The sequence below is a fragment of the Paracoccus sp. TD-10 genome (assembly GCF_048270675.1).
Taxonomy (GTDB): Bacteria; Pseudomonadota; Alphaproteobacteria; order Rhodobacterales; family Rhodobacteraceae; genus Paracoccus; species Paracoccus pantotrophus.
The window spans coordinates 363588-377134 of record NZ_CP182418.1; the positions used below are offsets into that span (position 1 = coordinate 363588).

Annotated in this window: 12 protein-coding genes; 3 read left to right on the forward strand and 9 right to left on the reverse strand. The window is 64.6% G+C overall.

Annotated elements, in window-relative coordinates:
* Nucleotides 1-851: 851 nt before the first annotated feature.
* From ACNKFW_RS01820 to ACNKFW_RS01850, 7 genes are all read right to left on the reverse strand, one after another.
* Nucleotides 852-1760, reverse strand: coding sequence for a hypothetical protein (locus tag ACNKFW_RS01820; protein WP_018000096.1), 909 nt, complete (start codon nt 1758-1760; stop codon nt 852-854).
* Nucleotides 1757-3610 carry a hypothetical protein gene (locus ACNKFW_RS01825; RefSeq protein WP_018000095.1) on the reverse strand — a complete coding sequence of 618 codons (1854 nt, stop codon included), beginning with the start codon at nt 3608-3610 and terminating at the stop codon, nt 1757-1759. Before ACNKFW_RS01825 ends, ACNKFW_RS01820 begins: the two co-directional genes overlap by 4 nt.
* The gene (locus ACNKFW_RS01830) at nt 3607-4620 is read right to left on the reverse strand and encodes a PD-(D/E)XK motif protein (RefSeq protein WP_018000094.1); all 1014 of its coding nucleotides are present in this window, start codon (nt 4618-4620) and stop codon (nt 3607-3609) included. The genes ACNKFW_RS01825 and ACNKFW_RS01830 overlap by 4 nt, the downstream gene beginning before the upstream one ends.
* Nucleotides 4613-7222, reverse strand: coding sequence for a Z1 domain-containing protein (locus ACNKFW_RS01835; RefSeq protein WP_018000093.1), 2610 nt, complete (start codon nt 7220-7222; stop codon nt 4613-4615). Before ACNKFW_RS01835 ends, ACNKFW_RS01830 begins: the two co-directional genes overlap by 8 nt.
* A gap of 136 nt (nt 7223-7358) precedes the next feature.
* Nucleotides 7359-7739, reverse strand: a complete 381-nt coding sequence (locus tag ACNKFW_RS01840; RefSeq protein WP_018000092.1) for a hypothetical protein — start codon at nt 7737-7739, stop codon at nt 7359-7361.
* A complete protein-coding gene (locus tag ACNKFW_RS01845; protein WP_018000091.1) occupies nt 7736-9061 on the reverse strand; it encodes a recombinase family protein in 1326 nt (441 codons plus the stop codon). The genes ACNKFW_RS01840 and ACNKFW_RS01845 overlap by 4 nt, the downstream gene beginning before the upstream one ends.
* Nucleotides 9058-9513: a DUF2924 domain-containing protein gene (locus ACNKFW_RS01850; RefSeq protein ID WP_018000090.1), complete on the reverse strand. Its 456-nt coding sequence runs from the start codon at nt 9511-9513 to the stop codon at nt 9058-9060. Before ACNKFW_RS01850 ends, ACNKFW_RS01845 begins: the two co-directional genes overlap by 4 nt.
* 331 nt (nt 9514-9844) lie before the next feature.
* Between ACNKFW_RS01850 and ACNKFW_RS01855 the strand changes: the two genes are divergently transcribed.
* From ACNKFW_RS01855 to ACNKFW_RS01865, 3 genes are all read left to right on the forward strand, one after another.
* Complete coding sequence (locus ACNKFW_RS01855) at nt 9845-12007, forward strand: hypothetical protein (protein ID WP_418024613.1); 2163 nt, start codon at nt 9845-9847, stop codon at nt 12005-12007.
* Nucleotides 12008-12100: 93 nt separating this feature from the next.
* A complete protein-coding gene (locus ACNKFW_RS01860; RefSeq protein ID WP_018000087.1) occupies nt 12101-12331 on the forward strand; it encodes a hypothetical protein in 231 nt (76 codons plus the stop codon).
* 97 nt (nt 12332-12428) lie between these two features.
* Nucleotides 12429-13145 carry an RNA polymerase sigma factor gene (locus tag ACNKFW_RS01865; RefSeq protein WP_418024615.1) on the forward strand — a complete coding sequence of 239 codons (717 nt, stop codon included), beginning with the start codon at nt 12429-12431 and terminating at the stop codon, nt 13143-13145.
* On the opposite strand, the gene ACNKFW_RS01870 is transcribed toward ACNKFW_RS01865, so the two are convergent.
* Nucleotides 13133-13420 (reverse strand): hypothetical protein, encoded by a 288-nt coding sequence (locus ACNKFW_RS01870; protein ID WP_418024617.1) that lies wholly within the window; start codon nt 13418-13420, stop codon nt 13133-13135. The genes ACNKFW_RS01865 and ACNKFW_RS01870 overlap by 13 nt on opposite strands.
* Entirely contained in the window at nt 13395-13490 is a 96-nt protein-coding gene (locus tag ACNKFW_RS01875; RefSeq protein ID WP_418024619.1) for a FitA-like ribbon-helix-helix domain-containing protein, read from the reverse strand. Before ACNKFW_RS01875 ends, ACNKFW_RS01870 begins: the two co-directional genes overlap by 26 nt.
* Nucleotides 13491-13547: the final 57 nt, after the last annotated feature.

The following is a 13547-nucleotide window of genomic DNA, read 5'->3' on the forward strand; positions in this document are numbered from 1 at the left end:
CGACATCGAGAGCTCGGCCTCAAGTGCCTCAACCTGTTTGTCGTCTTCGGATCGCCCGCTAGGTGCGGCGTCGGGGCCGTCTAGGCCCCCCGACGTTCCGCCTCGAGTAGGGGCGGACTGATCGGGCACGCCGAAAACCCCGTCGAGGAAGCGGGCGCGATCGCCCGGCGGCAGGTCCGCAAGGGATCTGATCTCGTTGCGGACCCGGATGCGGAGGATCGCGCGACGCATGATGTCCTCCATGCCCCCCTTGCCATGATGGCGTGCAGCGCGGTGCCATGCCTCTGCGACGGCGAGGGCAAGAACATGATCGCCCCCGATGCTCGGTCGCTCGGTAATCTGCACGAGGGCATCCTCGGTTAGCGCCTCCAGCAATCCCCAACGCTCGGGATGCCCCGAGCCCCGGTCGAGTGCACGGCCACGCATCCAGAGCCTTTGGAAGGTATTGCGCACACCTCCGGCGTAGCGCTCTGTCGAGCTGCCGAAGCGCCAGTAGGTAATGTCCGGGGCAATGACAGCGGCAACAAACGCCCAGACATCATCCCGAAGCGCCTCGCCGGTAGTGAAGAGGTCGGATCGAGCAAGCCAGGCGGCGGTCTCGGCATCGAAGCCGGCATGGGACTGCCGGGCACCTTGCTGTCCAAACCCATGTTTCCGGGCAATTGCGACGAGATCCTGCCGCACCGTTGCGAGGGACGCTGCAGGGACGGGTGCGCCGCCCGTCGCGGCAAAGCGCACCTGATCGGGAAGGTCATCGGAGCGAAAGCCGGCCCAAGCCGACGGTCCATGCTCGAGGAACCTGCGAACGATGACGTCGCAGGCCGGACCGGGCAGTCTTGGAAGCAGAAACGTCATTCCGGAACTCCCGGCTCTGCGAGCGCAAGCATCGTTGAGCGAAAGATGCCCGGACGGCTTTCGAGCACGGAACGGATGAAGGAAGCGTCCTTGCCGGGCCATGCCTTGCGCAGCCACGTTGCGGCCTGGGCACCGAGTGACCCCGGCTCTGCCGCATCCATCATCGTTTCGGCTTCGGGGTCAGCAAGAAAACGCTCGCAGATCTGACTCATGACATCGCCAAGCAGGAACTGGATCGTGGCCGGGTCCTCGTCCTCGATCCGCTGAAGGGTCTCGCTGGACTTCGCGTTAAGGTAAAGGCGAACCGCTCCGTGGAAATCTCGCGTCCAGTCCCCAGGCGACCAGTGCAGGTGCCACGGCGCAGCACCCGCAATTCCGCCACCGAGCATCTGCGCGAGGTCCACCGTCTCGATGGGGAAGCGCGGCTCTTCTCCCTCGAGCCTGACCCGTGCAATGTCGGACCAGATCCGGTCGCCGGGATGGATGGGCGAGAGCACTGAGAATCCTGCCGGGGCCTTCCCAAGAAGGATTTCGGTCTGCAGATCCAGGATCATCGAGAGCCGTCGGCCCTCGATGGTCTGCTCGAACTCCCACGACGTGTCCCCGGGGTGGAACTCCCGGCGCGTGCGGGAGAGGATCAGGCGGGGCAGCCTGCCTTGACCCGTCCCGATCCTCACCGAGCCGGCCAGGGCGAGCTGATCGACGGGGATGCCGAGATCGGATGCCGCCAGTTCGAGATTCAGGCGCAATGTCCGGCGGATGCAGATATCGCTCGCGCTGTCCCAGTGCGGAAGGAATTCGCCCGCAGCTGACCATTCGCGGCCGTCCAGCGAAATCTCCCATGCCGACGCCTCCACGGCCGCCTCGGAAAGCGTGAGGAACGGAAAAGCGACCCGGCGGTTCATGCGCCGGCCTCCAGGATGACATCCGCATCCGCCGTAACCGCGCAGTCTTCCGGCACAAGGACACGGATCTCGAACCGTCCCTCCCGGCCACCGAGGTCGAGCGTGTTGCCGGCGGTTTCCGCCTCTCCGTCCAGCCACCTGACGGACAGGACGTCGGGCCTGCCGACGGTGTCGTCGGCCGATCCGAGCGTAGCGCCCTCCACGGCGACAGAAGCCGATGCGACCAGCTTCACGCCGCTTCGCCGCGTGTCCTGCGTTACCTCAGTCAGGAACACTGCAATCCGCCCGGCATCGCCCGCCTCGAGGCGCTGGAAGACGGGACGACTTGCTCGTGCCCTCGATGGACGCCCACCGCCGGAACCTCCGGAACCTCGCCGCCGACCGGCACCGTCGCCCCCGACGTTTTCGAGCACCGCCCCGAGACGCCCGGCAAGGCGGGCGAGCGGCGGGCCGGATCCTTCCCCCGGCCTGGGGGAGATCGGCTCCATGCCCATCTCGGCGGCGATTTCCCTCAGGCGCCTCAGCGCGATGTTGACGTAGCGCTTCTCGTTGCCTCTCGGCAGGTTGTCGGGAACCCAGTCGTCATGGGCAGGCGGTTCGGAGTCCGCGAAGGCCTGCTCTACCTCGTCCTCGTCGCTGGCGATGAACACGCCTGCCCATTCCAGCCGCGCGTCGGGGAGCGGATTGCCCTCGAGATACTTCACGACGAGCTCGACGGGGCGCATCAGCGCAATGTGGTGCATCTGCCCGGGGACAAGCCTGACGTCCTCATCTGCAGTCAGGTGACGCCTCGGCGACCGCAGGCCCTTCTCGATCGCGAGCGTCCCGAGGAACTTCTGTGGTCTCTGGGACTCGATCCGCCGAACATCGTTCCCCTTGCGGGCCCGCGCCGCGCTCATCGCCTTGCACAGCAGATCGAACGGGGCGAGGTCCTCCGGCGCGGGAACGGGCAGTTCCTGATCCTCGACCATCACCTTGCAGGCGAACCGGTGCTTCGCGGGAGCGCTGCGCATCATCCGCGGCCAGAAGCTCCAGAGCAGTGTCTCGATGATCCTGTTTCCGGTCACCGTCAGATTGCCCTCGTCGGGCTGGAAACCGAGGATCATGATCGATGTCCCGGACCTTCCCGGGTCGCGGTCCGGCAGACCGAGATGACTGGCAAGCGCCGAGGCGGCAGCGCCCGTTGCCGGATCGGCGATCCCGTCCTCCGGATCCTTCACACCCCACCAGTGACGGCCCGTGAAGCGCCTCCTCATCCCGTTCTCCGGCCTCTCGAACGAACGGCCGACATGGCATGCCATCAGGCGCCGCCCCTCCGTACCGGCTCCGTCGGGCAGCGTATCGACGATGATCGTGCTGCACGCGCTGGCGCGATACAGGGCGACCTTGCCGAAGCCGTACGTGCCGCCCCCCTGTTCGGTGTCCCGAGCTGTGCCGATGTTGCGAAGGAAGTCGATGAAGTTGGTTTGTTCGGTTCCGACCGGGATCCGGTCTGACCGTGTCGGGCCGCCAAGGCCCACGGTGCCGAAGTCGCAGATCTCGAGAACGACCGCACTTTCGGCCTCGAGGAAGCCCGAGATCGTGGCGGACGAACCCGGCTCCTCCGGAACCTCGGCAAGGATGACGCTCCGAAGGATGTCGTGCTGGGTGTCCGAGAGAGTCCGCAGCCTGATCAGGATCTCGGACCCGACGCCTGGTCGCGCGGCGTCGGCAATGTTCTGGACCGCTTCCCGGATGACCGTCTGCAACGGATCGAGCGTTGGTGCCCCGAGCAGACGGCGGAAGTTCTCGCCGATGTTTCCGGTCGAACCGTAAGGCTCGGAATGGAGCTCGAGCGGGCTCAAGGTCATCCGGACAATTCCTGAAGAAGTGAGGCGATTTCCGCCGGCGGGCATTCTGCCTCGGAGGCATGCCCGAGATCGATCCTGTAGGTCGCATCGACGATACCTGCAGGGATCATTCCTCCGACAAAGCTCGAAGGCACGATCCGGGGAAGACCCGGGCCGACACGATAGAGGCGTTCTGCCTCCGCCCTGAATGCGAAACGGTTCCATGCGGCGTCATGCACGTCCGTGCATCCGACTGCCGCGAGCAGCGCCCGCAGTCCCGCGGGGTCGTCGGCGCGCAGCAAGGCCCTGTCTCCGAGTGAAGCCACGGTCAGAAGGCCGCCCTCGACCGCCTCGAGGACCAGATGCGCAAGGTGCAGCGATCCGCCCGCGGGCGGTTGCAACTGATCGATGCCGTTGATAGTGACCTCGCGGGCCCCTGCGCCGAGCGATGCCTTGACCTCCATCGAGACGTCTCTGGCCCGGAAGTCGTGCCGGTCTCCGGCCGGCCCGCGCCAGCAGCGCCAGGCCGACGGCGAAATGTCAAGAAGCCGGTTCAACACGACCAGCTCGGCCACGAGGCCGACAACCCGCGATCGATCCATCTCTCTCCCTGCTGGTGGGACGAGAAGTTCGCGGAAGTCATCGAGCGCACCTGCCACTGCCGCGACCCCGTCCTTCCGGTCGGCCAGACGGCGGACGATGTCATCCACGACCTCACCGAATACGGCTTCGAGATCCGGCGACATGCAGATGATATCGAGAAACCGGATCGCGCGTTGCCCATGCGTGAGAGTCGTCAAGCCGATCTTCAAGGCACTGCCCGTCTCGAGAGCACCGATCTTCTCGCCCGTCACAAGCGGCACCAGCAGCCGCGCTTCCCCGCCGGAACCGATGGCCAGCCGGATCGGCCCCGCCTTCGTCGTTGCGCCAAGAGGCCGCGAGGGGATACCGAGACTATCTCCGTCGATATGCCCTGCCCGAAGGACGTTCCAGCGTCCCTGCACCGGGCTCTCCTGCTCGGGTCTAGACACCTGCTGCCTCCGTCTGCGCGGCCTCCTCTTCCTCGATCGCGGCGACTTCCTCGGCCGACAGCGGCTGCAGCTCCACCGAGACGAAGTTCCCGCCCTCCGTGACCGATCCGGGGAAGACGATCCCGATTCCGAGCACGTCATGCACGGCATCGAGCGGCACTCTCGCCTTGCTCTCGCGCTCGGGGCGCGAGTCCCGCGCGATTGGATAGAGCAGGAGAAGCGGAACCTGTCCCACCGCGTCCAACCTCGCCGCCTTCAGTTCCTCCCAGCTTCCGTTGCCTCCGACAGTGTTGCCGCAGTCGAAAACCACATCGCGTCTCGACATGAGTGCCTTGATGTCCGCGATCCCGTTCGTATCATTCAGCCTCGCGCGGTTGACCGTCCTGACGGAGCCGATCGTACCGAGAGCAGCATCGGAATCGCGACCGCGGCCGGACTCGACGATACCGACGTTCCATGACGAAAGGCGTGGATCCGGCCCGTCGATGAACGGGACCAGCATGGCCGGCAGCAGGTCCGCCTGGGAGGACTCGACGGAATAGGCCTCGAGGAACCTGCGGACCGACGACCTCGGCACGTTGCGCCAGAGCTTGCGCTCCCCTGCGTCCCGATCGCGCAGGCCAAGCGCCTCGATACGGCTGACCAGTTCGTTGCCTGCTGCCCAGTTCCTTTCGAGCAGTCCAGCGTCAGTGTGAGCGAAACGGAACGTCTGGCGATGGGTTCCCCAGTAGCTGACAGCACAGCGCCTCGCGGCGCGCATCTTGTTTGCCGCGGTGATCGCCATGCCGGGAATTGCCCTGATCCGGACCGCCAGGTCCATCGGCGTGAGGTCGCGGAGCCGATACTGCTCGATGTCCTCCCTGATTTCCTGTTCGACGGAGGCAAGCGCCCTGAATCGCAGCTTGAGATCGCTCGGCATCCAGATCCGCGGAAGATCCTCGTAGCCGGGCCGGTAGCCGAACCAGCGTCCCATCTGGAGTAGCGTGTCGTACTGGTTTGCCGTTCGCAGGAAATAACTGACCATCAGGCCTTCGAGGGTCAGGCCCCGAGCGAGGATGGAGCCGCCGACCACGATGTACGTCTTCGGCCGGCCGGAATAATCGATCCTGTCGTCGCTTGCGCCGTTCTCGACCGGGAACTCGATGCTTTGGAGCACTTCCGGCAGATACCGGAAGACATCTTCCAGTGTGACCGGCTTCGCATCAGTCACGTCGTCCGGCAGTCGTCCCTGCTCCTCGTCCCAGACCCGACCGAGCAGGGATCCGATGTCGGATGCCGAATCGACAAGATCCTTGCGGTGCACGTCGACCCAGCCCTCGATCAGCGCCGCAACCACCTCGTGCGCACGAACGTAGGCCGATGTGTGCACCAGCATCGTCATGTGCTGGTCCCCATGTCCGCGGGCGCGCCGCGCGGCGCAGCACGCGAGGAAGTAGAGGATGGCGGCCTCGAGACTCGGCGTCATGGCAGGCTGAAAGGCGTCACGCTCCTTCCTGCTGCGCGGCTGCAGCCCCGCCTCATCCTCATCCGGCACGTCGCGGATCATGTCGAGCCCTTCCTCGTCGGGCCGCACGTCCTCCGGGTCGACCGGCGTCTTCCCGAACAGACGCTCGGTGCCGAAGTACCGATCTGGTTTCGGCAGTGCCGTGATGAAGTCCCGTGGATAGAGATCGTCGAGCTCCTGGCCGTCGACACGGTAGGGGTTGATCAGCACATTCGCGAAGGGAGTGGCAGTGTAGCCGACATAGGTAACAGCCGGGAGCAGTCCGAGAAGTTCGCGGATGCGCTGGTTGATGGCCGTCATGTCGAGCTCGCCCCGCGCCGAGTTCACGCTTGCCTGGTCGCATTCGTCGTCGATGACCAGGACCCGGAGCTGCTGCAACACAGCCGGCAATGTCTCCCTGATGGCCTTACGCAGTTCTCCAAGGGGCGAGACGTTCTTCTTGATGACGGCCAGCTGCGCCTTGTCGGAATGGGAGAGGAAACCGCCCTGAGGCGGAGCCCGGAAATCCCTGTCCACCTGGTTCGACGTGAGCACCTGCCAGTTCAGGGGATTGCGCCGCACCAGGTCGGAATACAACCTGAGCTGGGTCTGATGGCGTAGCTTGTTCGTCAGACCGGCGAGGACGATTACGGTATCGTAGCCTGCATCGAGCGCCTTGGCGATGACGGCCGTCATGTTCGCCGTCTTGCCCGACTGGACGTGGCCGACGACCAGTCCGCGACAGGAGAACTGGCTCCTCGCCGGATCCCGCGGGTTCTCGAGAAGTGATACTACCTCGTTCGATGCGTCATCGATGCCGTGCACGTCGTCCTCGTGCCACTTCTTCTCGTTAAGAAGGAAGGACTTCACGGCAGGCCAGTGCAGGTCCGACGGTCTCGGGCCGAAGTACCATTCCGGCCGTTTTCTGATCACCGAGTGGCTGTGGAGTATCTCGATCTGTTCGAACTCGCGGGTAACGATGGCGGCGGCTTCGTCGATCTCGCCGGACAGATTAGCTGCAAGCCCGGGGGAGAGGAGGTCGAGTTCGGTGCGAACGGCAGCAACCGCGCTTTCGAGATTGCCATGCCGTGGCAGCGCTTGGCGGATACGTTCAACCAATCCATCAACTTGAGGCCCCGGCACAACGCCCTCCCGACTGAAACGCGAGCAATCTCCAGAGAACTGGATCAAGCCCAAGCAATCATGAGATGATTTCAGGATCAAGACGAGGATTGGACGGGGAGTGTCGAGAATGTCAGAAAGACTTCCTCTGGCTCTCCCACTCCTCCGGGAACCCGTCCATCAGCCGGACCAAGGTCACGTCCGGCCCTTGCCGACCTTCCAGAATTGTATCCACGATGTCGGGGGCGAGCAGCGTGAGGCGAAGGATGCGGGTGAGGTAGGAGGGCGAGATGCCCTCATGCGCGGCGAGGTCGGTGATGGTCGCATAGCGGCCTGTGTCGATCATCCGCTTCCACCGGAACGCGCGCGCCAGCGCCTTGACCAGCGTGTTGTCGGTCCGCCGCGAGTGCGTGGCGCCTTCCGGCAAGTGCATTTCCTTCCGCCCGCCGCGCTTCACGACGCGGAACGGGACATGCAGCGTCACGGTTTCGGGGATCGGTGCCCGGCGAGTCATGCTGCGGCCTCGATACCGCCTGTCTGCATCTCGCGAGCGAGGCTGCCGAGCCCGTCGACGCGGAGCCGGACATTCAGGCCGCCCGTACTGATGTCGACCCGTTCAACCAGCAGCGCTACGATGCGGGCTTGCTCGGCGGGGAACAGTTCGTCCCACAGCGGATCGAGCTGCTGCAGGGCCGCGCGGGCATCGGCCTCGGTGATGTCGTCAGCATGGGCGCGCGCCGCCTTCCACGTCCCCGCAACGATCTCCGGCTGGCGGAACACGGCGCGCAACTGGTCGATGACGGCAGCCTCGATCTCACCTGCGGGGACACGACCCACCGGGCAGGATCCAGCACCGTGCTTCAGCACGGTCTGGCTGACATAGTAGCGGTAGAGCTTGTCGCCTTTCCGGGTGTGCGTCGGCGAGAAGGCGGCGCCATCGGGCCCGAACAGCAGTCCCTTCAGCAGCGCGGGCGTATCAGCGCGTGTGCGGGCCGCGCGCTTGCGCGGGCTCTCCTGCAGGATGGTGTGGACACGGTCCCACGTCTCGCGGTCGATGATGGCGTCGTGCTCGCCGGGGTAGCTGTCGCCCTTGTGCACCGCCTCGCCGATGTAGGCGCGGTTGCTCAGCATCCGGTAGATGTATTTCTTGTCGATCCGGTTGCCGCGCGGCGTTCGGATGCCGCGTTTCGTGATCTCTCTCGCCAGCTCCGTGCCCGACCCGATCTCGAGGAAGTGGGCAAAGATCCAGCGGACGTGCGCGGCGGCTTCCTCGTCCACCAGCAGTTTGCGGTTTTCCACCCGGTAGCCGTAGGGCGGCACGCCCCCCATCCACATACCCTTCTTCCGGCTCGCGGCGACCTTGTCGCGGATGCGCTCGGCCGTCACCTCGCGCTCGAACTGGGCGAAGGACAGCAGGATGTTCAGCGTCAGCCGCCCCATCGACGTGGTCGTGTTGAAGGACTGGGTCACGGAAACAAACGTCACGCCGTTCCGGTCGAAGACCTCGACCAACTTGGCGAAGTCGGCGAGCGAGCGGCTGAGGCGGTCGATCTTGTAGACCACGACCACGTCGACCAGCCCGTCCTCGATATCCTCCAGCAACCGCTTCAGGCCGGGGCGCTCCAACGTGCCGCCCGAGATGCCGCCGTCGTCATATTGATCGCGGACAAGAACCCAGCCCTCGGACCGCTGGCTGGCGATATAGGCTTCGCAGGCCTCGCGTTGGGCGTGGAGCGAGTTGAACTCCTGCTCCAACCCTTCCTCGGAGGATTTGCGGGTGTAGACCGCGCAGCGCAGCTTGCGGACGACCTTCGATTTTTCCGGCGGCTTCGTCATGTCCGCCCCCTGTGGTTCTTGAGCCCGAAGAAGGTCCACCCGTTCCAACGCGTGCCGGTGATGGCCCGCGCGATGGCCGACAGCGACTTGTACGGCCGCCCCTGCCATTCGAAGCCATCGGCGGTGACGGTGACGATCTGTTCGACGCCCTGCCATTCTCGCAGCAGCCGTGTGCCGGTGATGGGGCGGTCGCGATCGGCGCGGATGCCGCGCTTCCTCTTGTCCCCGCCGTCCAGTTCCTCGCCAAGCCGTTCCAGCCGCCGGATTGTCTCGGGCTTCAGCCCGCCATAGGCCAGTTCCTGGATGCGATAGGCGATGCGGCTTTCGAGATAGCGGCGGTTGAACGGCGGCGGCTCGCTGTCGAACAGGTCACGCCACTGCGCCTTCAATTCCGGCGTGGTCGCGGTCTTCAGCGCGGCCAGGCGCGCGGGGATGGGATCGGGCTTGTTCATGCATTTCTCCGTTGCGTTGGAGTTGCATGACGGCATTGGTCGGACGGATAGTGTAGGCAACTTTCTCCAGTGTCGTCAGATTCTTCTACTGTCTCCCGCGTGCGCAGCCGACCCAGCCCGAGCGCCAGCAGCCTGCACAGTTCGGCGCGGCGCTCGGCCGGGGTCATCAGCATGGGGGACAGGGGATTGGGTCGTTTCATCAGGATCAGCCCGGTTGCTTCTCCTGAGGAAAAGCCACCCGTCCCGGAGGATCGGGACAGCGGGCACAAGATTATTTTGCCTTTTTCCCCTCTCGGGTTAGCCTTGGCAAACTCTGATCATGGAGACCTGCATGGTTCGAGCGCCTGCCAAGTCCTGCCCCGCCCTGTTCCGCCTGTTCGGCGATGCTGAGGCGTCGATGATCGCCGCGTTCCTGCAAATGCGGGTTTTCGACAAACTGACCTGGCTGGTCGATTACTACTTCGATCCGGATGAAACGGACGGGAACGTGCCGGCCGCCGCCATGCTGCGCGAGCAGCGCAAAGAGAAGCTGTCACCGCTCGAAACCGAAGCGGCCCGCATCGTCACCATGTCGTCAGATCGCGGCCAGTTCGCGCTCGACGGACTGGTTCGCTCCAAACTGACGACAGAGCAGAAGCGCGAGTTCGAGGGGCAGCGCGACGCGCTGGCGCGCAGCTTGTGGGCTTATCTCAAGGAGCCGATGTTGTTCGAGGCGGCCGAGAACACCCTGCATCTGCGGCTCTATCGCCGCTATGACCGCCACTACCAGACGTTCATGGTCGCGCCTGTGGAAGACGGCGCGGCTGATGTCGCCTCATCAGCGCTGGACACCTTGCTGGACGATCTGCGGGATAGGCTCGATCGGGGTGACGGGTATGAAGTCGACCGGTTCGCTATTCCCCAGGACGGCGATGTGCCCGCCGAGGTCATGTACCTTGTGGTTCACCCGGAAGCCCCCACCAGTGTGCGGGAACTCCACGACGACGGGCAGCGCACGACAATGTATTTCCGCCCACCAGGGGAAATCATGATCGTGCACACCCCGAGTACCGGACGCGTGCATGTCCGTGCTGGGACCCGAAAGCTTCGCCATGACGCGGCCGAGAGCTTCATCAGAACGGTCCTCGAGCAAGAGCCCTCGCAACAACCTGTCGATTTTCAGGCCTACGACATCGCGCGGTTCTTTAACGGGTTCGATCTGGGACTCCCCGAGTTCGACGACGCAAGCATCCTGCGAGCTCGCGTGATCCGCGCGGACATCAGTATCGGAAACCTCGCCAACAGGCTGTCGGTCTCGACGTCCCTGGATGAAGACATAGGCCAGCTGATCAGCGATCAGCCGGGCCTTGAGAGGATATTTCGCAATGCCCTCGCGATGCGGTTCGTGGAAATTGCTGTTCAATACCGGCGGGCGGGCGTGGACGGCGAGCGCACGCTGGACTTTACCCTGACGGATCGAAACACCACGAGCCTGCTGAGCCTGGATGATCCGTTCGAGCGCGTCCTCGGTCACCGCTTGCTCCGCCATTGGGGCATATTGCGTGATGGTCGCGCACCGACGCCCAGAGAGAGCACGGCGGTGCTGCCTGCATTGCTGGCTTTGTGGAACCTGGCATCTGACCGGATAAACGGTGCCTGGCTTCATGAGCGGGGGGTAGACGTCAAAACCCTGCTCGATCTCGGGTTCCTGGTCCCCTCAGGTTGGGAGGGTGACGACCTGATCGACGAAGAAGACGATTTCGGGGAACATGTGGCAAAGGTCGTGGAGCGTCCTGAAGGACTCGAGCTTCACTCGAGCGACGGCCAGTCATCGTCGGCCGCGCTGCCTGAGCGCTACCGTGTCTATCGGATTCGAGACGGATGGGTCGCCAGCCACCTGCGCGAGCAGCTTGGCAAGGCGCTGGACATCACAGCGATGGAGAACATCCGGCCCGACCTCATCGCGCTCGGCGCACTCGAAATCGACGGGCGTGATGTGCCGCTCTATCTCGCGCGCCGACTCGAGGACGAACGGGTCCGCGCCGCCATCGACACCGAGCTTCGCGCGCGTGACAAACAGGGGATCGGGCTCGTCCTGCAGGCGGGCGACGTGGCCGGCGTCTGCCTGGCGGCAAATGTGCTCGCCAGACTCGCCGACCATATTCTGCCGGAGGGAGCCGAATTTGCTGTCGATCTGACAAGCCTGACGGCAGCATTTCGTCGGAACCGTTCGTTGGCCCAAGGTGGGGCGGCTGTCGAGTTCCACAAGTCGGGCACCGGCGCCGGGGTGCTGAGCGTACCAGGCCGAGGCACGATCGACATTGTGGGGGAAAATCGCGTCACGGTCATCGATCGACTGGTACAGGCATATCCGACGCCCATGAAGACCGAGGACATGATCGCAGGGTTCGGGGGGCAATCCCTCAGCAGCATTTTTGGCCAGCCATTGTGGGACAAGCTGAAGGCTGGCTTCATGCGCTCTCCGAAGCGCGGACAATGGGAGATCGCGGTCTGACCGCCAACTGCGCTCCAACTGCGTTCAGGGGCTCTGACTAACTGCGATTCGCTGTTTCATTTGAGCTGCTCCTTCAACGACGGAGCATTTCAAATGCCGACCCACAACTCTCATCTCGCGGCGGTGCGCTGCGCGCAGGACCGCACGCCCCGCATCTCATCTAACGACTGGCGTTGCTGCTGCGGCGCACTGCTTGGCATCCACCGCGACGGCCTGATGCATGTGAGCTTCGCGCGCGGTCACGAATATCTGTTCAGCTATCCCGCCACGGCGACCTGCCGGCGCTGCGGGACCATGAGCCAGACGAAGGGACCGGCGCGTTAAGCCGCGCCGTTCCCCTGAATTTCCCGATCATCAGAGGCGCACGACGCCCTGAGGCCCGAGAGAGGCGCTGGACGCCCGGCCGGAAGGCTGGCGTCCCGTGTCTTTCTCCTGGTTCGCGATCCGCGAGGATCTCGCCCGTTCGTCGTCGACCCTGCAATCTCAACGCGATTATCGTGCCGTCCGGTCGGCCGAACCGTCGCTTCGGCCTTACGCCGATATTGTCGGGCTGCTCGGCGCCCTGCATCATGGGCATCTCGATTTCGATGGGCGAAACGCCATTCTCGCCGCCCTCGTGCGCAGGTCACAAGGCCGCGATCGTCCCGCGGGATTGGCCCTGCACGTCATGCTGCTTTCCCTGTGGCCGGGGCTCGATGCGATCCGCAACCGCTGCCTGCGTCGTCGTGTCGGCACTGCTGACGAGATCAGCTCCGACCTCCTGGCCCGCAGCACGGAAATCATCCGGACCCTTGATCTCGGTCGCGTCACCAATATCGCCGCCACCGTGCTGATGAACACCGAACGCGATCTGTTGCGCGCCCATCGACGCGAGATCGACCGCCAGCAATCTTGCGCGGAGGTAGAACCCGACTGGATTGCCGCGCCGCCGTCATGGGCGGAACGGGCCCGGATGCGGGCGGAATTGCGGGCTGATCTGTCGGCGGTAATCGGGTCAGATGCCGATCTGGTCCTTGGCGTCGCGCTCGATGGCGCCAGCCAGATCGAGATGGCCGAAGCGTTGGACCTGACGGCATCGGCGGCGCGGAAACGTTATCAACGCGCCGCTGCGCGCCTGCGAGGCCATTACCGGCCTTGAGCCGCCCCGTGCCACGGATCCACCACCTCCACGCCCATGGCGGCGAAGGGCGCGGTATCGCGGCTGGCGACCGGATAGCCCTGTGCCGCGGCGATGGCAGCAATCGCGCCATCGGCAAAGCTGACACCATGCCCGTTGCGCGCCGCGATCGCGTAGAGCGGGCCAAATGCCTCGTCTGCGGCGGCATCGAAGCCAAGCAGCCGACCGGTAAATACCTCCGCCATCATGCGCCCCAGACGAGATTCGAGATCATCGCGTCGTCGCCCCGTGGCCATGCGCGGCCGCCTGCGCCTTGAGCGCGCGATGCACCTCGTCAGGGATCTGACGCATGACGATCTGGGCCATGGGAAACCTCTGTCGATATCACTTCCATGAATAGATATCACAAATAATCCCCTCTTC